The organism is Acetobacter tropicalis (assembly GCF_030644465.1).
In the GTDB taxonomy this organism is placed as follows: domain Bacteria; phylum Pseudomonadota; class Alphaproteobacteria; order Acetobacterales; family Acetobacteraceae; genus Acetobacter; species Acetobacter tropicalis.
This window is the reverse complement of record NZ_JAUYUW010000001.1, coordinates 823062-842922: the sequence shown is the minus strand read 5'-3', so window position 1 is coordinate 842922 and position 19861 is coordinate 823062. Positions and strand designations below refer to the sequence as shown.

At 58.7% G+C, this 19861-nt stretch carries 18 protein-coding genes; 11 read left to right on the top strand and 7 right to left on the bottom strand.

What is annotated here, in order from left to right:
• The first annotated feature begins 55 nt into the window (after nucleotides 1-55).
• From QWU00_RS03720 to infC, 4 genes are all read left to right on the top strand, one after another.
• The gene (locus tag QWU00_RS03720) at nucleotides 56-973 is read left to right on the top strand and encodes a tetratricopeptide repeat protein (RefSeq protein ID WP_231551912.1); all 918 of its coding nucleotides are present in this window, start codon (nucleotides 56-58) and stop codon (nucleotides 971-973) included.
• Between the two features lie 20 nt (nucleotides 974-993).
• Nucleotides 994-1935, top strand: coding sequence for a glycosyltransferase family 9 protein (locus QWU00_RS03715; RefSeq protein WP_035382324.1), 942 nt, complete (start codon nucleotides 994-996; stop codon nucleotides 1933-1935).
• 203 nt (nucleotides 1936-2138) lie between these two features.
• On the top strand, nucleotides 2139-4070 hold the full coding sequence (thrS, locus tag QWU00_RS03710) for a threonine--tRNA ligase (RefSeq protein WP_006560201.1): 1932 nt from the start codon (nucleotides 2139-2141) through the stop codon (nucleotides 4068-4070).
• A 173-nt stretch (nucleotides 4071-4243) separates the two neighbouring features.
• Entirely contained in the window at nucleotides 4244-4765 is a 522-nt protein-coding gene (infC, locus tag QWU00_RS03705) for a translation initiation factor IF-3 (RefSeq protein WP_035382270.1), read from the top strand.
• 243 nt (nucleotides 4766-5008) lie between these two features.
• Here infC and QWU00_RS03700 read toward each other — a convergent pair whose 3' ends face one another.
• From QWU00_RS03700 to QWU00_RS03685, 4 genes are all read right to left on the bottom strand, one after another.
• Complete coding sequence (locus QWU00_RS03700) at nucleotides 5009-5734, bottom strand: SIMPL domain-containing protein (RefSeq protein WP_035382269.1); 726 nt, start codon at nucleotides 5732-5734, stop codon at nucleotides 5009-5011.
• 418 nt (nucleotides 5735-6152) lie between these two features.
• Nucleotides 6153-6830 carry a response regulator transcription factor gene (locus QWU00_RS03695; RefSeq protein WP_035382268.1) on the bottom strand — a complete coding sequence of 226 codons (678 nt, stop codon included), beginning with the start codon at nucleotides 6828-6830 and terminating at the stop codon, nucleotides 6153-6155.
• A gap of 73 nt (nucleotides 6831-6903) precedes the next feature.
• The gene (locus tag QWU00_RS03690) at nucleotides 6904-8028 is read right to left on the bottom strand and encodes an AI-2E family transporter (protein ID WP_035382267.1); all 1125 of its coding nucleotides are present in this window, start codon (nucleotides 8026-8028) and stop codon (nucleotides 6904-6906) included.
• 386 nt (nucleotides 8029-8414) lie between these two features.
• A complete protein-coding gene (locus QWU00_RS03685) occupies nucleotides 8415-10313 on the bottom strand; it encodes an ABC-F family ATP-binding cassette domain-containing protein (RefSeq protein ID WP_035382265.1) in 1899 nt (632 codons plus the stop codon).
• 129 nt (nucleotides 10314-10442) lie between these two features.
• Between QWU00_RS03685 and ndk the strand changes: the two genes are divergently transcribed.
• Entirely contained in the window at nucleotides 10443-10865 is a 423-nt protein-coding gene (ndk, locus tag QWU00_RS03680; protein WP_035382264.1) for a nucleoside-diphosphate kinase, read from the top strand.
• 393 nt (nucleotides 10866-11258) lie between these two features.
• Nucleotides 11259-12800 carry a hopanoid C-3 methylase HpnR gene (gene hpnR, locus QWU00_RS03675; RefSeq protein WP_035382263.1) on the top strand — a complete coding sequence of 514 codons (1542 nt, stop codon included), beginning with the start codon at nucleotides 11259-11261 and terminating at the stop codon, nucleotides 12798-12800.
• Nucleotides 12801-13006: 206 nt separating this feature from the next.
• Here the strand turns inward: hpnR and QWU00_RS03670 are convergent, their stop codons facing one another.
• Nucleotides 13007-13687, bottom strand: coding sequence for a hypothetical protein (locus tag QWU00_RS03670; RefSeq protein WP_035382262.1), 681 nt, complete (start codon nucleotides 13685-13687; stop codon nucleotides 13007-13009).
• 82 nt (nucleotides 13688-13769) lie between these two features.
• Here QWU00_RS03670 and QWU00_RS03665 point away from each other — a divergent pair, with 82 nt between their 5' ends.
• Nucleotides 13770-14018: a heavy-metal-associated domain-containing protein gene (locus QWU00_RS03665; protein ID WP_006560329.1), complete on the top strand. Its 249-nt coding sequence runs from the start codon at nucleotides 13770-13772 to the stop codon at nucleotides 14016-14018.
• 207 nt (nucleotides 14019-14225) lie between these two features.
• The gene (locus QWU00_RS03660) at nucleotides 14226-14525 is read left to right on the top strand and encodes a hypothetical protein (RefSeq protein WP_035382322.1); all 300 of its coding nucleotides are present in this window, start codon (nucleotides 14226-14228) and stop codon (nucleotides 14523-14525) included.
• 27 nt (nucleotides 14526-14552) lie between these two features.
• Here QWU00_RS03660 and QWU00_RS03655 read toward each other — a convergent pair whose 3' ends face one another.
• Nucleotides 14553-15116, bottom strand: a complete 564-nt coding sequence (locus QWU00_RS03655) for an HNH endonuclease (RefSeq protein WP_035382261.1) — start codon at nucleotides 15114-15116, stop codon at nucleotides 14553-14555.
• A gap of 392 nt (nucleotides 15117-15508) precedes the next feature.
• Here QWU00_RS03655 and QWU00_RS03650 point away from each other — a divergent pair, with 392 nt between their 5' ends.
• From QWU00_RS03650 to QWU00_RS03640, 3 genes are all read left to right on the top strand, one after another.
• Nucleotides 15509-16609, top strand: a complete 1101-nt coding sequence (locus tag QWU00_RS03650; protein WP_304651023.1) for a glutamate--tRNA ligase family protein — start codon at nucleotides 15509-15511, stop codon at nucleotides 16607-16609.
• A gap of 193 nt (nucleotides 16610-16802) precedes the next feature.
• Nucleotides 16803-18005 carry a pyridoxal phosphate-dependent aminotransferase gene (locus tag QWU00_RS03645; RefSeq protein WP_035380499.1) on the top strand — a complete coding sequence of 401 codons (1203 nt, stop codon included), beginning with the start codon at nucleotides 16803-16805 and terminating at the stop codon, nucleotides 18003-18005.
• A gap of 2 nt (nucleotides 18006-18007) precedes the next feature.
• The gene (locus QWU00_RS03640; RefSeq protein ID WP_035380497.1) at nucleotides 18008-19213 is read left to right on the top strand and encodes a pyridoxal phosphate-dependent aminotransferase; all 1206 of its coding nucleotides are present in this window, start codon (nucleotides 18008-18010) and stop codon (nucleotides 19211-19213) included.
• A 74-nt stretch (nucleotides 19214-19287) separates the two neighbouring features.
• Here the strand turns inward: QWU00_RS03640 and QWU00_RS03635 are convergent, their stop codons facing one another.
• Nucleotides 19288-19845, bottom strand: coding sequence for a helix-turn-helix domain-containing protein (locus tag QWU00_RS03635; RefSeq protein WP_197056321.1), 558 nt, complete (start codon nucleotides 19843-19845; stop codon nucleotides 19288-19290).
• Nucleotides 19846-19861: the final 16 nt, after the last annotated feature.

Genomic DNA, 19861 nt, shown 5'->3' with positions numbered 1-19861 from the left:
GTTGCCAAGTTGCGGGTTGACCGGTACGCAGGCTTGTTTCCCTATGGCGGGTGTGATGTCTGATTTGTCTTTTTCCGTGCGTGGTTCGGCCTTGTGCGTGCCGTTGGGGTTGGGGCTGCTGCTGCTGGCCCAGCCAGCCCGCGCCCTGCCGCAGGCGGATAAAACCCTCAGCACCCTCCATGTTCATGAACAACCCCGTGCGGCGTCTCCGGGGCAGGCAGGTGACCACTCCGCCACCCCCGGGGCCGGGCATGCAGCGGCTGCATGGACGGCTGATGCGTGTCTGGCCATGGTGGGGGAAGATCCGTTTGGCGCACGGGATTACGCGCAGGACTGGCTGCACCATGGGGGAGATCGCGCAGCCCGGCACTGCCATGCTCTGGCGCTGATTGAACTGGGGGATGAGCAGACAGCCGCGCAGGAACTGGACGATCTGGTGACCAAGGAGCCATTTTCCGGGCCGGATAGTTCCGCCAGTGTACGGGCCATCATGGCGGTAGAGGCCGTGGATGCGTGGCTTGCCGCCGGGATGCCGCAGAATGCAGTGCGGGTGGCGGATTACGCCCTAGCCATTCGCCCCGGAGATGAGGCGCTGAGTGTGGCCAAGGCGCGGGCCCTGCTGGAACTGAACAACCCGCAGGCGGTGGTGGCGGAACTGGGCGCATTGGTGGCGCATACCCCCACAGCGGGAGCAGAGGCTTATGTGCTTCTTGCCTCGGCCGAGCGGCGATGCGGCCAGCTGGACAAGGCGCGGGAGCATGTGGCCCGTGCCCTTGCGCGTGCGCCAGAAAACCCTGCTGCCCTGCTTGAGGAAGGGATCATCCGTGAGCAGGTGGGCGATGCCGTGGGCGCACGGACAGACTGGCAGCGTGTGCTCGATCTGGCCCCGGATGGGCATGAGGCCGATCTGGCCCGGCAGGATCTGGCTGTGCTGGCGGCAGACCCTGATGCTGCGGATGCGGAGTCTCCGTGAAAACGCAAGGGCAGGGTGTCATGCGGGGTGGGCCACAGAAGACGGAGCCAGAGCGTATTCTGGTGATCCGGCTAGGCGCGCTGGGAGATTTTGTGCAGAGTTTTGGTCCGTTTCAGGCCATCCGGCAGGCGCACCCGCATGCTCATATCACGCTCCTGACCACGCGACCGTTTGCGGAATTGGGCAGGCTCGCGCCGTGGTTTGACGCGGTCGAGGTGGATGCCCGTTCCCGCTGGCGCAACCTGAAAGGGGTCATGGCCCTGCGCGCGCAGTTGCACGGGTATGATCGGGTTTATGATCTTCAGACCTCTGGCCGCACGGCCCGGTATTTCTGGCTGGCGGGCCGGCCAGAGTGGTCAGGCCATGTGGCGCGCGCCGCACTGGCTCATGCCAATCCATGGCGGGATGACATGCACACCCGCGCCCGCCAGCGTGATCAGTTGCGCATGGCCGGGATTGAGGATGTACCTGTGCAGCCGGATGTAAGCTGGCTGGCCGGAAGAGGGCCGCATCTTTCATCCCCCTATGCTGTGCTGGTGCCCGGAGCTGCGCCGCATCGGCCAGCCAAGCGCTGGCCTGCGCGCCGTTACGGAGAACTGGCGCAGAAAATGGTGGCGCAGGGGCTTCTGCCCGTGGTGGTGGGGGGCGCGGCGGATAAACCGCTTGCCGAAATGATCCGCCAGTTATGCCCGCAAGCCCTTGATCTGACCGGCCAGACCAGCCTGCCCGATCTGGCCGGTGTTCTGGGCCGTGCCGCAGTAGCAGTGGGGAATGATACTGGCCCCATGCATGAGGCCGCCCTGATGGGTTGCCGTTGTGTGGTGCTGTTCTCTGCCGAGAGCAATCCAGCCCTTACCGCGCCTTTAGGGGCCGCGCCGGGGCAGGTTTGTGTGCTTTCTGTGCGTGATCTGGCTCTACTTTCTGTTGATAGGGTTGCAGCCGCGCTCTCGTGGCGTCATTAAGAGGCTTGTTTGAGACACCTGTCAGCGTGGTCTGGCGGGGCTTTTTGCGTCTGAATGTGTTGGCTTTTTGTCCCGGTGTTTCGCATCGGGCTTTCAAAATCCGTCCTTTCAGTCCCCAAGCCCTCTCCCTGCCGCCGGTTGCGGGTGTATCAGACGGTTTCTGAATGTTTTTTTTCATCTTTTCAGTATTCTGGAGTTCTTCCATGCCTGCCATCACCTTGCCCGACGGATCCGTTCGCAGTTTTGACGGGCCGGTAACGGGCACGACCATCGCCGGGTCAATCGGCCCCGGTCTGGCCAAGGCGGCGCTTGCCATGGAAGTAAATGGGGCGTTGCAGGATATCAGCCGTCCGATTGAACAGGACGCATCCATCCGCTTCATTACCCGCAAGGACCCGGAATCGCTGGAAATGATCCGGCATGACGCGGCCCACGTGCTGGCCGAGGCCGTGCAGTCCCTGTTCCCCGGAACTCAGGTCACCATCGGGCCGTCCATTGAAAACGGCTTCTATTACGATTTTTACCGCAACGAGCCGTTCAGCCCGGAAGATTTTGCCGCCATTGAAGCGCGGATGAAGGAAATTGTGGCTAACGCGGAACCGTTTGTGCGGGAAGTGTGGCCACGGGACAAAGCCATTGCCTTCTTTGAAGAAAAAGGCGAGCGCTTCAAAGCCGAACTGATCCGTGATCTGCCGGAAGATGAAGACATTTCCATCTACCGTCAGGGCGAATGGCTGGATCTGTGCCGTGGGCCGCACCTGCGCTCCACCAAGGATGTGGGCACCGCTTTCAAGCTCATGAAGGTGGCCGGGGCTTATTGGCGTGGGGACCATCGCAACCCCATGCTGACCCGCATCTACGGCACGGCGTGGCGTGACCAGAAGGAACTGGATGCACACCTGCACCAGCTTGAAGAAGCTGAACGGCGCGACCACCGCCGCATCGGGCGGGAAATGGATCTGTTCCATTTTCAGGAAGAAGCCGTGGGCCAGATTTTCTGGCACGCCAAGGGCTGGCGTCTGTATTCCGCGTTGCAGGACTATATGCGCCGGGCCCAGACCCGCAACGGCTATCAGGAAGTGCGCACGCCGCAACTGGTGGACCGCGCCCTGTGGGAGGCCTCCGGCCACTGGGACAAATACCGCCACCACATGTTTGTGGCCACGGTTGAGGATGAGGACAAGACACTCGCCCTCAAGCCCATGAACTGCCCGTGCCATGTGCAGATTTTCCGCCATGGCCTGCGGTCCTACCGTGAGCTGCCCTTGCGCATGGCGGAATTTGGGGCCTGTCACCGGTATGAACCTTCAGGCGCGCTGCATGGTCTGATGCGTGTGCGCGGCTTTACGCAGGATGACGCCCATATCTTCTGCACCGAAGACCAGATTGCTGATGAAACTGTAAAGTTCGTGCACATGCTGCATGCGGTTTACAAGGATCTGGGCTTTGAACATGTGCGCGTGAAGTTTGCTGATCGCCCTGAACAGCGGGCCGGAAGTGACGCCACGTGGGACAAGGCGGAAAGCGCGCTGAAAGAAGCCTGCACCGTGGCTGGCGTGGACTATGAATATAACCCCGGTGAAGGCGCGTTCTACGGGCCGAAGCTGGAGTTTGTGCTGCGTGACGCCATTGGGCGGGACTGGCAGTGCGGCACCTTGCAGGTCGATCTGGTTCTGCCGGAACGACTCGATGCCAGCTATATTGGTGAGGACTCCGCGCGGCACCGCCCGGTCATGCTGCATCGCGCCATTCTGGGGTCCTTTGAGCGGTTCCTGGGTATCCTGATCGAACAGCATGCGGGCCGCTTCCCGCTGTGGCTGGCGCCTGTGCAGGTTGTGGTGGCCTCCATTGTGAGTGATGCCGCACCCTATGCCGAGGAAGTGACAGCCGCCCTTCGGGAGGCTGGGCTGGCGGCTGAGGCTGACGTGCGGAACGACAAGATCAACGCCAAGATTCGCGAGCACAGCGTGGCGCGTGTGCCGGTTATTCTGGTTGTTGGCCGGCGTGAGGCAGAGCAGCGCACCGTGGCTATGCGGCGGCTGGGCAGCACGGATCAGGAAAATCTGGGCTTTGATGAGGCCGTTACCCGTCTTGCCGCAGAGGCCACACCGCCGGATATGCGCAAAAAAATGTAAAAACCAGGGTGCGATCTGGAACAAGGCAGGGATGACGGCGTTTTCTGCGCGGACACGCTTGATAAATGCCCCGGAATTGCGCACATAATACTGTGCAGAGCGGAAGCACCCAAGCGGGTGCTTTTGTTTGTTTATTGAATCCATGACAGGAGCTGACCATAGCCAGACCCCCTATTCCCGCGCCGCCCACCCGCGAGGGACCACGTGTTAACGAGGAGATCCGTGTACCGCAGGTTCGTCTGATTGACGAAAACGGCGAGATGGCCGGTGTATTGACCACCCGTGATGCGCTTGCGCGTGCTTACGGCGTTGGGCTTGATCTTCTTGAAATCAGCCCGAACGCTGAGCCGCCCGTTGCCAAGATACTGGATTACGGGAAGTTCAAGTACGAGCAGCAGAAAAAGCGCAACGAAGCCCGCAAGAAGCAGAAGGTTATCGAAATCAAGGAAGTCAAGGTTCGTCCGAATATCGACGAAAATGACTACCAGGTTAAGATGCGTTCCGTGAAAAGCTTCCTGGGGGATGGCGACAAGGTCAAGGTGACCCTCCGCTTCCGTGGGCGCGAAATGGCGCATCAGGAACTGGGGATTAAGGTTCTTGAGCGTATCCGCACGGAAATGGATGAACTGGCCAAGGTGGAGCAGATGCCGCGCCTTGAAAACCGCCAGATGATCATGGTGCTCGCACCGCGGTAACAGGGGGCAGGACGGCCTGTCAGAGACCTCTCAGGCTTGTGTCTGACTGATATAAAAAAGCGCGTTGTGCAGGATCTTGCACAGCGCGCTTTTTTGTTGAGGGGTGGTTCTGGTTGCGGCCTTTTGGCGGAAGATCCTGCAAGTCTGGTAGCATGTCCCTTTCGGTTGGCCGGTAGAACCAATGGCGTGAGAGTTGGGCCTACCGGATAAGCGGGGAAGAGGTGCGTTTGCGTTCTTCTCAGTTCAGGGGGCCAGAAGTACTGTGGCGTTGGCGGAAGCGCGGACCGTCTGCGTTTCCATAGTGCTGGAAGGCGGGGGAGCAGCATCCGCAACGCTACGGGCGGCCATGGCGGCCATGAACATAGGGCGCGGAAACGGCGTGCCAGAAACAGAGACCGTGGCAAAACGCACCACATGGAGCCCAAGGGACGCGGCCAGAGTCTCAGCCTGTTTTTTTAGATCAGCAACAGCCGCTTTTTCGGCTTCCAGCAGAAGGGTTTGCTGCTTCTGCGGAGAAAGGGACCATTCCAGCCCTTCCAGAAGCAGACCATTGGCCTGAAGTTTTCCGGTCAGGGGCAGCAGGGTTTTGCCGTCTGGCGCGGTGAAGGTCATGGTTTGGCTGGCGGACCATGAGGACGCCTGCTTTTCCTTTTCGCCGCGAATTTCAGAGACCGAATAATGCAGAATGGCTGCGGTTACGCCACCAGCCTGCTCGGCAAGTTCAGCGGCCTTATGCACCTGTGTGTTAACGGCCTGCTGGGCGGCGGCAGCACTGCTATCGCGGCTTTGGGCACGGAAGCTGGCGGTAAGCTGATCCGGTGGAGCTTCCACTGAGCCCGAGCCTGTCAGGTCCAGTTTGGTATAAGAGTCTTCGGCTTTACTGTCCTGTGCATGGGCCGGCCCAATGCTGAACATGGCCATGGCGCAAGCGACCGGGGCTGCGTAGCGGAGAGAAAAGAAGCGGCTCATGGCAGATATTGTCCTTATTTTATAGCGCGGCAAAGACAGCAATACTGGCCAGGAAAGAGGATCTTTCAAACCAGCCCCACCGCAACGTTCTGAAACAGTCTTCATTTTCAATATTACAGGACATCCATGGCGGAAATCTGGAGAGCATGCCTTTTTTACGTCTGTTTCGGCGAATGGAAGAGAAGAAGCGGGAAAGGGACGGGAGAAACCGTGTGCAGATGGGAATGGTAGAGGGTGCCGGATCTGGCGTGTGTATCTGCGCAGACGGTTAACCTTGGTTGCCGGTTTCCGAATGTATTTTCAGATAAGGGAGAGAGTGCGCCGCCGCGGGGTTCGCAGCGGCGCTTATGCGAGTAAGTTGCAACAAACAGAGTAAAGTTACTCCCGCTTTGGGAGGACTGCTCTGTTTACGGAAAACCTATTCCTGAAGCATATAGCCAGCGTTGCGCACAGTATGCACCAACGGACGACCGAAGGGTTTATCGATCTTTTGCCGCAGGCGGGAGACATGCACGTCAATCACGTTGGTCTGCGGGTCAAAATGGTAATCCCACACGCCTTCCAGCAGCATGGTGCGGGTAACCACCTGCCCTGTGTGGCGCATCAGAAATTCCAGCAGCCGGAATTCACGCGGCTGAAGGTCTATCCTCTGTCCGGCCCGTTTCACACCGCGGGACAGCAGATCAATTTCCAGATCTCCTACCGTCAGGCGGGTCTGGGGCTGGATTTCGTTTCTGCTGCGGCGGACCAGCGCCTCAACGCGGGCTTCCAGTTCGGCAAAGGAAAACGGTTTGGTGACGTAATCATCCGCGCCAGCCTTAAGGCCAGCCACCTTGTCTTCCACCTCTGCCAGAGCGGAGAGCATAAGCACCGGAGTCAGGTTGCCTTGCCCGCGCAGGGTTTTGATAAGGTGCAGGCCGTCCACTCCATGGGGGAGCAGACGGTCTAGAATGACGATGTCAAATTTTTCATTGATGGCTAGCGCAAGGCCATCTTTGCCGTTGTCAGCCTGCTCTACCAGATGTCCGGCCTCTGATAAGCCTTTGGCGATGAAATTTCTGACCGTGAGGTCGTCTTCGATAACAAGAATGCGCATTACCTGAACTTTGACTCCGGAACGAATTACCAAAAGATTACGGTCTTCCTACTCCAGTGTCACGATAGCGTGTCTATACGCGTTCGTCATCTCCTAACGGGGGTGTCAGGCCATCAAAAATGGCAAGAAGTGCAGCAGTGAGAGGCGAGGCGAAGATCAAACCCGGAAAGCCGAGGATGGCACCGAATAAGGTTTGCGAAAGAATGGTAATGGCTGGGGGCATCTGCACAGCATGGCGCTGGATGACGGGGGCGAGAATATTCCCCTCTACAAACTGGATAACGCTATAAAGCGCCGCCACCATTATGGTTTCGCGCGTGCCAAGAGAAAGTGCCAGCAGCAGGGCAGGCACCGCCCCCATGATCGCCCCGATATACGGGATAAAGTTACACAGGCCCGCCAGCACGCCCAGCGCCAGCGCCAGAGGTACCCCGATAAACCACAGTCCAATGCCCGAAAGCGTGCCTACCACCAGCATGTCCAGAGACTGCCCCGCCACCCACGCCCACAGGCTCTGGCCTGCGCGCAGCATCAGGGCTTTGGCGCGGGGGCGCTGGGTTACGGGCACCAGCCGGAGCGCGCCGTTGGCATAAAGTGAGGGAGACATGGCAAAATACAGGCCAGCAATCAGAATGACCACAATGGTGCCCAGTGCGCCAAACGCGGAGCCCACAATGCCCGTCATGGAACCTGCAATGCGCGACCCCAGAGAAGCGAGACTGCTGCCGCCACCCTGTTTCCCGCCAAGAGAGGCAGGCAGGTAATTCAGAATCATCTGGCCGGTAGGACTGCTCTCCAGCGTTGCGCGGAGAGAGGTTTCCTGCTGGTGCAGCGCATCCTGCAGGCGTGAGACCTCACTGACAATGGCCGGTCCACTGCCCCAGATCAGCAGGGCCACGGCCGCAATCAACCCAACCGTGACAGCCGAGAGCGCCCAACCGTACCGCATGTGCAGATGTTTCACGAGAATACGGGACAGACCATGCAGAACCACGGCAAACAGTGTGGCGGCAAAAATAACGGTCAGAACATCACCCAGCAGCCAGACCGTCAGGGCAATGACGGCAAGGGCTAGCGTCAGACGGAGAATATGCGTGATGCTGCCCAGCCATGCGGCGGGGCTGTTATCAGCATTCGGAGCAGGGAGCGGCGTATCTGTTGCAGTATCTACAGTGGAAGAAGAAGAGTCGGACGTCATAAAAAAGGCTCTTTCACAATAAGGCGTAGGTCAGACAACGGCAGAACAGGCGCCCTGGGTGCATTACGGACTGTAATAAAGTCAGATATTCCGTAAGGGAGTGTCATTTTTGAAACAATTTGCGGGATGTATTCCTTAAACCATTGCAGAAATGTCTGGCGGGAAAGAGCAGGCACTTCAAGGACTTTTCCTGCGCCCCTGTTGTAGAAGGACAAGGAGTGGACGGGAGAACATTGCACGATGCGTCCTGAATACAGGTGCAGAAAGCCGCAGACTCACGGAAACAGACGGTGAGGATAAGGACGCACGATAGTAAGAGAGGCCGTGAAAAATATGCCGAGCAGCAGGAGGGCTAGCCCCGATAGGAGGCCGCCTTGCCTGCTTTTTCAGTCTTCCTCGGCGTTGGCGGCTTCCAGTTCTGCTTCGGCTTCCAGCCAGCGTTCTTCAACTTCTGCCTGTTCCTTGCCAATGGCGGCCAGCCGGGTGTTCAGGCGGGTGACATCTTCTGCCTTGCCATCCGTATAAAGGGCGGGGTCTACCAGCGATGCTTCTATCTTGGCGCGTTCGGTGGCCAGTTTGGCCAGCCGGGATTCGGTATCCTTGATGATCTTGCGCAGGGGGGCCTGCGCCTTGCGGGCCTCCGCCCGTTCGCGCCTGTCATCCTTCCGGCTTTGCTGGGAGGCTGTGTCCTGCTGTTTGGCACTGCGGTTGGCGGAGCGGTTCTGTTCAATCAGCCAGCTTTTGTATTCCGCCATATCGCCTTCAAAAGGCGTCACCTTGCCATCCGCCACCAGCCACAGGCGGTCCGCCACCAGTTCCACCAGATGCGGGTCATGACTGATAAGCAGCACGGCGCCTTCAAATTCGGAAAGGGCACGCACCAGCGCATCTCGCGCATCCAGATCGAGATGGTTGGTCGGTTCGTCCAGAATCAGCAGCTGGGGCGCATCCCGTGTGGCCAGCGCCAGCAGAAGGCGGGCTTTTTCACCACCCGAGAGGTCGCGTACAGGGGTTTCCGCCCGGTCCGCATCCAGCCCGAAGCGGGCAAGCTGGGCACGGATAACGGGGGGCAGCGCTTTGGGCAGGGCGCGGGCCATATGGTCTATCGGGGTATCGTTCAGCACCAGTTCTTCGGCCTGATGCTGGGCAAAATAGCCGATCTTCAATCGCGGATTGCGTTCCAGCGTGCCAGAGAGCGGTTCAAGTCGCCCCGCCACCAGTTTGGCGAAGGTGGATTTCCCGTTACCGTTGGCACCCAGCAGAGCAATACGGTCTTCCATATCCAGCCGCAGCGAGATGTTGGAGAGCACAGGCTTGCCGGCATAGCCCACACTCACGCGGTTCATGGTCAGCATGGGGGGTGGAAGCTGTTCCGGCTCCGGGAAGGCAAAGCGGGTGGGCGCATCTTCCACCACGGCTTCAATGGCGGGCAGTTTTTCAAGCGCTTTCAGCCGTGCCTGTGCCTGCCGGGCTTTGGTGGCCTTGGCGCGGAAGCGGTCCACAAAGGACTGCATATGGGCACGCTGGGCCGCAATTTTTTCTGCCTGCCGGGCCTGTTGCAGGGCGTGCTCGGTGCGGATTCGTACAAAATTCTCGTATCCGCCGGGGGTCAGGGTCAGTTTGCCTTTGTCCAGATGGGCAATGGCATCCACACACGAATCCAGAAGGCCGCGATCATGGCTGACAATCAGCGCCGCACCGGCGAATCGGATCAGCCATGTTTCCAGCCAGAGGGTGGCTTCAAGGTCCAGGTGGTTGGTGGGTTCGTCCAGCAGCAGCAGGTCGGGCTCCAGAAACAGCGCCGTAGCCAGAGATACACGCATCCGCCAGCCGCCCGAAAAGTCTGACACAGGGCGAAGCTGGGCTTCTGCGTTAAACCCAAGCCCCGCCAGAACCGAAGCCGCACGGGCAGGGGCGCTCTCCGCCCCGATGGCGCGCAGGCGTTCGTGAATTTCGGCAATACGCACGGGGTCTGTTGCGGTTTCAGCCTCGGTCAACAGGGCCGTGCGCTCGGTGTCTCCGGCCAGAACCGTCTCGATCAGCGAGGCACCATCGGCCGGTGCTTCCTGTTTCACGCGGGCCATGCGTGCGCGGGCAGAGAGGCGGATTTCCCCGCCATCTGGCGCAATATCGCCCGCAATGGCGGCCAGCAGGGTGGATTTTCCGGCTCCGTTGCGCCCCACAAGCCCAACCTTGCGGCCTGGCTCTATGGAGAGGTCAGCCTGATCAAGCAGGGTGCGGCCTGCAATGCGGAGGGTAAGGTCTGAGATGACAAGAAGACTCAACGGGGCTCTCGTTTCTGCTGCAAGTGTCGTTTGATGAGGGAAGTACCTACCAGCCTGCGCGAATATGCTCTAGAGGAGCAGGCTGAAAGGCCGCGTTTCTGGCGGCTGAACCACAGAGGAGACCCCAAGATGGCGACAGAACGCACTCTTTCCATTATTAAGCCCGACGCAACCCGCCGCAACCTGACCGGCAAGATCAACGCCGTGTTTGAAGACGCTGGCCTGAAAATTGTGGCTCAGAAGCGCGTGCAGCTGACCCCGGCCCAGGCTGGCGCTTTCTACGCAGTGCACAAGGAACGCCCGTTCTACAATGATCTGGTATCCTTCATGATCTCCGGCCCGGTTGTGCTGCAGGTTCTGGAAGGCGAAAACGCCGTTGCCAAAAACCGCGAAGTGATGGGCGCTACGGACCCGAAAAAGGCCGAAGCACACACCATCCGCGCTCAGTTTGCTGAAAGCATTGAAGCAAACTCCGTGCACGGTTCTGACAGCGCAGAAAACGCTGCCAACGAAATCCGCTTCTTCTTTGCGGAAACCGAAATTCTTCCCTGAGAAGAATTGAGGCACCACGCCTGATGCCCTGAAAAGGGCGGAGGCACGGTTCAGCAACAGGCCCGGCCGGGCATTCTGCGCATGATGCGTCAGGATGCCGGGTGCGGGCCTGTTCTGTTTTTGGGCCTGTGCTGCACGCAGAAGTTATAAGTGACATGCATCCACGGATCAGCGCGTGCGTTTTATAAGGCGGCCAAAAGTAAAATATTTCAAATCAAGGCATTATTGTCTTTTTTGATACGCCCTTCAGCAAGGTGGCCGTCAGATGCATGGGTGATGGCAGGTTGTCTCCATGTTCCCGCAGGCGAATAGTTTATAGTTTGCGCCTTCAACTCTTGCTGACACATTCGGCCCGATGCTGCGTTTGCATCTGCCGCTACCGAAAGGAATGGCATGAAAGTTCTGGCGGTTCATCCCAGTGCTCTGATGTACACAAAAGTGTTTCTCAGGCTCGAACCTCTTGGCCTGGAACTGGTGGCCGGGGCGGCGCGTGATGCCGGGCACGATGTCCGGATTATTGATCTACAGGTTGAGACCCATAAGGATTACTGGAAGCTGGTGCATGATTTCCAGCCTGATGCGGTCTGTTTTTCAGGCAGTTATCTGGCCAATGTACCGGAAATTATTGATCTCTGCCGCGCAACGCGCCTGCATTATCCCAATATTTTCCAGTTCATTGGAGGGCACTCCGTCTCCTTTATCGCGCGGGATGTGCTGGCGCTGTCTGAAGGGGCGGTCAACTGTATCCTGAAAGGGGAGGGTGACGCATCCGTTGGCACGCTGCTGAAGGCGGTGGAAGACGGCACGGACATTCTGGAAGTGCCCGGTGTGGTCACCATGGATGGGGAAGGCCCGCCGCCCACTTTTGTGAAATCCCTTGATGATATCCGCCCTGCGCGTGATCTTCTGCGGCACCGTAACAAGTATTTTATCGGCACGCTTGATCCGGCGGCGTCTATCGAATTTGCGCGTGGTTGCCCGTGGGACTGCACATTCTGTTCCGCCTGGACCTTCTATGGTCGCTCCTACCGCACCGCCAGCCCACAGGTGATTGCGGACGAACTGGAGGAGATCAAGGAGCCGGGTATTTTCATTGTGGATGACGTGGCCTTTGTGCATGAAGAGCACGGCATGGCCATTGCCAATGAGATTAAGAAACGCGGCATCAAGAAAGAATACTACCTTGAAACCCGTGCAGACGTGCTGCTGCGCAACAAGGACGTGTTCAAGGTCTGGAGCGAAATTGGTCTTTCCTACATCTTCATCGGTATGGAAGCGGTGGATGAGGAAGGGCTGAAGCAGTTCCGCAAACGCGTCTCTCTCGACAAGAATTTTGAAGCTCTGGATTATGCCCGTTCACTGGGTCTGATTGTGGCCATCAACATTATTGCTGACCCCGATTGGGACCGTAGCCGCTTTGAAGCCGTGCGCCAGTGGTGTCTGGAAATTCCGGAAATTGTGAATATTTCCGTCACCACCCCCTATCCGGGCACGGAAATCTGGCACAGGGAAGCGCGCCGCCTGACCACGCGTGACTATCGCCTGTTTGATATTCAGCACGCTGTTCTGCCTACCAAACTGCCATTGCCTGAGTTCTACGAGGAACTGGTGAAAACCCAGCAGGTGCTCAACACCAAGCATATGGGGTGGCAGGCGCTCAAGGATACCGCTGGCATTGCCGGACGGCTGCTCCTGAAGGGGCAGACCAACTTTGTCAAAATGCTGTGGAAGTTCAATTCGGTCTTCAACCCAAAGCTTCAGCTTGCCGACCATATGCGCAAGGCCCGCTACCTGATGCCGATCCAGCCCGATGTGGTGAAATCCATCGACCGCAAGGATCTGTATGTGCACGGCCCCGGTGGACGCAAAACCCGTGCGCTGGATGACAAGACAGAAAAGTTTGTGGACGAAACCCGGATGGGCGAAAACGTCTGAACGGAAAACGAAACTGCCACGTGAGACCTGCCGGAGCCTGTTGACACAGGCCCCGGTCTAGTCAGCACGCTTCAGACGATCAGACGATCAGACGATCAGACGATCAGACGATCAGACGATCAGACGATCAGACGATCAGACGATCAGACGATCAGACGATCAGACGATCAGACGATCAGACGATCAGACGATCAGACGGGGTGCGGTCAGTTTTTAGTCTGGTCGTCCGGCATGTCAGGCGGCGGAAAGTGGAAGGCCGCGCTGGTATAGGTTTCAATCACGGCGCTGAGTGGCAAACCATCGGGCTGATGCAGCACGGCCTGATGGCGCAGGGTTTGCGGTGCCAGATCCAGAGTCTCGCCTGTCCCGGCGGGGATAGGGGTGTTTTCCCATCCCTGTGGTAGGGGAGACCACAGCCGCTCTGCCACCACCAACTGCCGGGTGAATGCGAGATCTGCAATGGCACGCCCGAATGGGGTGTCTGTGGTTTCCAGCGCTGTGTTCATCTTTGCCGTCAGGCGTTCAGGCAAATACCAGTTTTCTGCGTCGGATAGCACCAGACTGCCGCACATCAACCGCACATGCCGATAGCGCAGAGCCTTCTCTCCTTGTGCGGGAAGGGCCAGATGCACACGCAAACTATCTGGGCACGGGCGCTGGGGGGTATCCACAAGAATTGCTCTGACAGCGGGTGCGGCAGGCGTGCCTCCGGCAAGGTGATGGGTGCGGCACCAGTGTTCCAGTGTGCGGGTGGCGCTGTCTGTGGTGAGCAGCGCGTTATCCAGCATGTTCAGCAAAGCTGTGAGCATCAGCCGGTGGGGCGCGGTATCTCGCCAGGCAGACGGAAGCGCGGAAGCCGATGGGGAAACAGAGCGAATTTTCTGCATAGGCTGGTTTTATCGCACCTGTGGCACGGCGCACAGGGGATGAAAGTAAGGACCCCGCTTTAGGCAGGCCAATAAGTGCTGTATGCTGCATGCAGTCATGACAAAATGGGAGGCGAATGGACTTATGGCTACGGCAAGTTTCATTGTCGAAGGAATGTCCTGCGACGGGTGTGTTTCTGCCATCAAGCGCGCGCTGGCCGCCGTGGATGGGGTGCAGGATACGGATGTCAATCTGGCAACCGGGGAAGTGAAGATTCAGTATGACCCTCAGCGGGCTGGAACGTCTTCCCTACAGAACGCCATTCGGGGTGCCGGGTACGACGTAAGCTGATGCATTGTGGCTCCCATTATGGGGCCAGAACGTGCGGATAACATCCGGTGCAGTAAAGTCCTCCTTGGGCATGACATGTCATGCGGTGTGCACGGGGGGGATGTGCCAGCCGGTGCTCTATGCTGCGTGCAGCAGGCGTGGCAATGTGACGCCGGTAAGGCTGGGGCAAAAGCCCCATGGCGCACGGAAATGGTGAGTTTGGTGGGAATGCGAGCAAAAAAGACCCTCGGCCTTGGCATGATGCTGGGTGGATTGGCGCTGCTGGGCGGCTGTTCTTCTGAAATTGGACGGGTGCCGCTGCTGGATACGGATGTGTCCTGCCTGCGCAAGCAGATGAAGGGCCCCATGTTTCTCAGCTTTCCGCTTGCAGCCAATACCTGCCAGCGTATGAGCAATCATAATCTGGTGTTGGGTGAGAAAAACGCACACCCGCTGCCGCTGAACCTGAAAGATGCGCCAGACCTGCAAAAGCAGGCGGATGAATACGGTTACAGCTATACCAAATAAGCGCCGAAAGGCGTGTGGGCTGTTGCCCTAGCTTTCCAGTTCCGTGTCCCAATACAGGTAATCACGCCAGCTTTCGTGCAGATAGTTCGGCGGGAAAGCGCGCCCGTTATCCTGCAACTGCCATGATGTAGGCCGTGCAGGCCGTGCGCGGGGCAGCATGCCAATAACATGCGGCAGATGCGGGCCTTTGCGCAGATTACAGACACCGCAGGCCGTTACCACGTTTTCCCACGTGGTGCGTCCACCCTTGCAGCGCGGAATGACGTGGTCAAATGTCAGATCATGTGTGGGGAATTTGTCACCGCAATACTGGCAGGAAAAATTATCCCGCAGGAAAACATTGAAGCGGGTAAAAGCTGGTTTCCGGGCGGCTGGAACGTAGTCTTTCAGCGCAATAACGCTTGGGAGGCGGAAGGTGCGGTGGGGGGAATGAACTTCAGCATCATATTCGCTCAATACAGAAACCCGGTCCAGACACACGGCCTTCATTGTGTCCTGCCAGGACCAGAGCGAGAGCGGAAAGTAAGAGAGCGGACGAAAATCCGCATTAAGGACCAGTGCCGGAAAATTCAGCGTACTGCCATCAGCCAAAACCCGCCTCCCTGTTTCTCGTGAGGGCGCAGCTTCAACACTGGCGTTATAAACTCTGAGCGGAACGCCGTTGGAGGTGCGTCGTCGAGATCACTTTGTGTCAACAGTATTGCAGATAACCGGGCTTGCAGCAAGAAAACGCGCAAGTATTTCATAAAACAGTATTATTTCTCTATTGGCGTCATCTGGAGGCTGTTTGAAAAATCTGTCAGGGTGGTCGGGCAGGTGTGTTTGTGGCTGATTGTTTTGGTGTGTCGTTTCGATGTCAGCCACCCTGCTGGCACATCTGGTTTTTCAGCCCCGGAGGGCGGTTATCGGCCTTCAGATGCCGGCGTTTCAAACGGCATTTTGGTGGGAAGGGATTGTTGCAGACTGTAAAGGGGAAAGTGTGAATGTGGGTCACCCGTTTTGCACCGAGTCCAACCGGGTTCCTGCATCTTGGCCATGTGGCGTCGGCTTTGTTCGGGTGGCGATACGCAAAGCCGGGCGGCCGCTGGCTGGTGCGGATGGAGGATATTGACCCGCAACGCTGTCGCGCTGAATACGCTACCGCCATTCTGGAAGATCTGGACTGGTTGGGCCTGAAGCCGGATGGCGCGGCGCTATATCAGTCGGCTCGTATGCCCGCTTATGCCCGCACGTTGGCGGAGCTTGACCGGCTGGGGGTGTTGTATCCGTGCTTTTGCACCCGCTCGGAGATCGCACGGGAACAGGCGGGCATGTTCTCCGCCCCACATACTGCCCCGGATGGCAGTCTGCTCTATCCCGGAACCTGCCGTCACATCAGCGGGCCGGAACGGGCGCGGCGTTTGGCGGAAGGCAAGCCACACGTTCTGCGGCTGGATATGGAAAAAGCGCTTGCCTTGGTGCGTGAAAAAGCCAGCCTGGAAGCAGAAGCAGAAGCAGAAGCAGAAGCAGAAGCAGAAGCAGAAGCAGAAGCAGAAGCAGAAGCAGAAGCAGAAGCAGAAGCAGAAGCAGAAGCACTTCCCGCACGATCACAGTGCGGGCATTCTCCGCACGCACCGGAGCGAACGCAGGGGAGGAGGGGCGAAGGGCAGCAACAGGCGCGCATTGGCGGCGGCACAGAGCAGGACCATTTTCAGATGAAGCGTTCCGTATGGCCGCTGGTTTATGAAGATCTGGACCGGGGGCAGGTGGTCTGCACGCCGGAATTGTTTGGCGATGTCGTGCTGGCGCGTCGGGATGTGCCTGCGTCTTATCACCTTTGTGTCACGCATGATGATGCCATGCAGGGTGTCACGTTGGTGGCGCGGGGGGAGGATCTACGCCCGGCCACGGACCTGCACCGGCTGCTGCAGGCGCTTATGGGGTGGCGCACGCCCACGTATGTGTTTCATCCGCTTTTATGTGATGCGCAGGGACGGCGGCTGTCCAAACGGGATGGTGCGGCGTCCGTGCGGGAGATGCGCGCAGCGGGGATGACACCGGAAGCCGTGCGGGCCATGGCGGTGTTTGCGGGGTGCTCCACCTGAAAAGAGTAGGGGCAGCGCGAGAAGAGCCGCGCCTTACGTAAAAATCATGGCAGAAAGGCCTTTCTCCGGTTCCGCCGAAGGCAGAAGCGCATTACTGTGCCGCGCGAAGCGGGATTTTTGGAATCATCTCCCATTATGCTTCGGCCGCCTGAGGCGGCGAGAATGAAAAATTGAGTCAGGAAGTGTGGAAATCATGAGCATTGTCGCTGACCGTCTGAACAGGATCAGCCCCAGTCAGACGATTGTTATTTCGACCAAGGCCCGCGCGCTGAAGGCGGAAGGTCGGGATATTATCAGCCTTTCAGCCGGAGAGCCGGATTTCCGCACCCCGGACAATATTGCCCGCGCCGCCATGAAGGCGATTGAAGACGGCAAAACCCGCTACACCGATGTTGCGGGCACCCCCGAACTGCGCAAGGCCGTGGCGGAACGCTTCCGCATGGATAGCGGGCTGGATTACACGCCCGAGGAAGTGATTGTTTCCACCGGCGGCAAGCAGGTGATCTACAACGCCATGATGGCCTCCCTGAACCCTGGGGATGAAGCCATTATTCCGGCTCCGTGCTGGGTGTCCTACCCTGATATTGTCACGCTGGCGGAAGGCGTGCCGGTGATTGTGCCCTGCAAGCGTGAAAACGGCTTCAAGCTGACCGCTGAGGAACTGGAAGCCGCCATTACGCCGCGCACCAAATGGTTCTTCCTGAACTCCCCATGCAACCCCACGGGGGCAGCTTATTCCGCTGAAGACCTGCGGCCGCTGTGTGATGTGCTGCTGCGCCACCCGCATGTGTGGGTCTTTACGGACGATATTTACGCCAAGCTGGCGTACGATGGTTTCCGCCCCGCCACGTTTGTGGAAGTGGAACCCCGCCTGCGTGCTCGCACCGTGACCATGAACGGTGTTTCAAAGGCCTATGCCATGACCGGCTGGCGCATTGGGTTCTCTGGCGCGCCAGTGGAAATGACCAAGGCCATGAACAAGCTGCAGGGGCAGTCCACCTCCAACGCGTGCTCCATTGCACAGGCCGCTGCGGTTGAAGCGCTGACCGGCCCGCAGAACTTTATTGGCGAGATGGTGACAACCTATCAGGGCCGGCGTGATCTGGTGGTGTCCATGCTCAATCAGGCAAAAGGCTTGCAGTGTGACAAGCCGGAAGGCGCGTTTTACGTGTTTCCGTCTCTGGAAGGCTGTTTGGGCAAGACCTCTGCCGGTGGCCACAAGCTGGATACGGATGAAGCGTTCGTAACGGCTCTGCTGGAAGAAGAAGGTGTGGCTGCTGTGCATGGCTCCGCCTTCATGTATCCGGGCCATATGCGGATTTCCTATGCCACGGATACGGAAAGCCTGCGGGAAGCCTGCGCGCGCATCCAGCGTTTCTGCGCGGGGCTTGTGTAAGCATGGTCCGCTCTTTTGCCCGCCGGATGCAAGGGCTGCCCGCGCCTGCCACCATTGAAATGGCGCGGCGCGCCCGTGCCCTGCGGGCAGAAGGCAAACAGGTGATTTCTCTGGCGTTGGGGGAACCGGATTTTCCCACGCCAGCCGCCGTGGTGGAGGCTGCGCATCAGGCAGCGCTGGCCGGGCAGACCAAATATCCGCCAGTTGATGGCACCCCGGCGCTGAAGGCGGCAGTTGCCCGCAAGTTCAGCCGCGAGAACGGGCTGGACTATGCCCCGGACGAGATCATGGTCTCCAACGGTGGCAAACAGGTTATTTTCAACGCCTTCATGGCCACCCTGAATGATGGGGATGAAGTGGTGGTGCCCGCCCCTTATTGGGTGAGTTACCCGCTTATTGCCCGCATGTTTGGTGGTGTGCCGGTCTATGCGCCCTGTCGGGAAGAAGACGGCTTTCGCCTGAAAGCCGAGGCGCTGGCTGCGGCCATGACCCCCCGCACGCGCTGGGTGGTGCTGAACTTCCCCAACAACCCTACCGGCGCGGTGTGTGAACAGGCTGATCTGCACGCCGTGGCAGAGGTGCTGCGGCAATACCCGGATGTATGGATTCTGTCTGATGAGATCTATGAACATCTGGTTTTTGATGGCGTGCAGTCAGCATCGATTGCGGCCGTAGCGTCCGATCTGAAAGACCGCATCATCACGTTGAATGGTGTCTCCAAAGCCTATGCCATGACCGGCTGGCGCGTAGGGTTTGCCGGTGGCCCGAAAGATCTGATTGCCACCATGCGGGCCGTACAGGGAAACGCTACCTCTGGCATCTGCACCATTGCTCAGGCCGCCGCTGCCGCCGCGCTGGATGGTCCGGCTGATCTGGTGCGTACCATGGCCGAAACATACAGCCGCCGCCGTAAGATGGTGGTCGAGGCTTTACGTGCTGTGCCCGGCTTGACCTGCGCCATGCCGGAAGGGGCGTTTTATGCCTATCCGGGTGTGGCGGGTTGCCTTGGCCGCACAACAGCAGGCGGAACCCGGCTTGAAACCGACCATGATTTTGCAGTGGCTTTGCTGGAAGAAGCGCATGTGGCCACGGTTCCGGGTTCAGCGTTCGGGCTGTCTCCCTATCTGCGCCTTTCCTGCGCCACCCGTGATGAAGACCTGAAAGACGCCTGCACCCGCATTGCCCGGTTTGTGGACGATCTGCACTAAAGGAAGTTGTAGGACGCGAGCCGTTTTGCGTTAAACCGTTTGTTCTTTCTGGTGTTGGCGCGCCAGATGCTCTTTCAGGACGACACAGACCGGATAAAGCGTAAAACGCCATCCCCTACGTTCTGGTAGGCGTAGTTCTGAGCGCTGCTATAAATGGTGAAGTCATTGGCGGGCACAATCTGGCTTTCCGTGTCAAAATCCAGCCGCAATGTGCCTTGCAGCACAAAAATCATTTCATGCCAGCCTTCCGGGTCCGGATCAGCCGTGTAGCGCTCGCCTACTTCCAGAGACCACAGCCAGAGTTGGGTATCATGCCGGGCAGGGGCAGCCCCCAGCAATGTGGCCTGACTCTGTGGTCCTACGCCACGCCACATCACTTCCTCCAGCCGCCGGATTTCACGCTCGGGGTTGCTGACCAGTTTCAGGAAGGACGTGTTCAGGGCTTCCGCCAGGCGGTCCAGCGTGCCCAGGCTGATATTGGCGTTGCCGGTTTCCAGATTCACAATCATGCGGCGGCTGATGCCGGAAGCCACGGCTAAAGCTTCCTGACTTAAGCCAGCTTCTTTGCGTAGGCGGCGAAGATTGGTTCCCACATGGGCAAGAACATCAGAACGCGGGGCTTGATTGTGCATTATAGTGCCCATATAT

Excerpts from the sequence above, each read along its gene's own strand:
- QWU00_RS03650 (WP_304651023.1), top strand. The coding sequence starts at position 15,509 with ATGTGGGTCACCCGTTTTGCACCGAGTCCAACCGGGTTCCTGCATCTT.
- QWU00_RS03640 (WP_035380497.1), top strand. The coding sequence starts at position 18,008 with ATGGTCCGCTCTTTTGCCCGCCGGATGCAAGGGCTGCCCGCGCCTGCC.
- hpnR (WP_035382263.1), top strand. The coding sequence starts at position 11,259 with ATGAAAGTTCTGGCGGTTCATCCCAGTGCTCTGATGTACACAAAAGTG.
- QWU00_RS03645 (WP_035380499.1), top strand. The coding sequence starts at position 16,803 with ATGAGCATTGTCGCTGACCGTCTGAACAGGATCAGCCCCAGTCAGACG.
- QWU00_RS03635 (WP_197056321.1), bottom strand. The coding sequence starts at position 19,845 with ATGCACAATCAAGCCCCGCGTTCTGATGTTCTTGCCCATGTGGGAACC.
- thrS (WP_006560201.1), top strand. The coding sequence starts at position 2,139 with ATGCCTGCCATCACCTTGCCCGACGGATCCGTTCGCAGTTTTGACGGG.
- QWU00_RS03695 (WP_035382268.1), bottom strand. The coding sequence starts at position 6,830 with ATGCGCATTCTTGTTATCGAAGACGACCTCACGGTCAGAAATTTCATC.
- QWU00_RS03670 (WP_035382262.1), bottom strand. The coding sequence starts at position 13,687 with ATGCAGAAAATTCGCTCTGTTTCCCCATCGGCTTCCGCGCTTCCGTCT.
- QWU00_RS03700 (WP_035382269.1), bottom strand. The coding sequence starts at position 5,734 with ATGAGCCGCTTCTTTTCTCTCCGCTACGCAGCCCCGGTCGCTTGCGCC.
- QWU00_RS03665 (WP_006560329.1), top strand. The coding sequence starts at position 13,770 with ATGCTGCATGCAGTCATGACAAAATGGGAGGCGAATGGACTTATGGCT.
- QWU00_RS03660 (WP_035382322.1), top strand. The coding sequence starts at position 14,226 with ATGCGAGCAAAAAAGACCCTCGGCCTTGGCATGATGCTGGGTGGATTG.
- QWU00_RS03715 (WP_035382324.1), top strand. The coding sequence starts at position 994 with ATGCGGGGTGGGCCACAGAAGACGGAGCCAGAGCGTATTCTGGTGATC.
- ndk (WP_035382264.1), top strand. The coding sequence starts at position 10,443 with ATGGCGACAGAACGCACTCTTTCCATTATTAAGCCCGACGCAACCCGC.
- QWU00_RS03720 (WP_231551912.1), top strand. The coding sequence starts at position 56 with ATGTCTGATTTGTCTTTTTCCGTGCGTGGTTCGGCCTTGTGCGTGCCG.
- QWU00_RS03690 (WP_035382267.1), bottom strand. The coding sequence starts at position 8,028 with ATGACGTCCGACTCTTCTTCTTCCACTGTAGATACTGCAACAGATACG.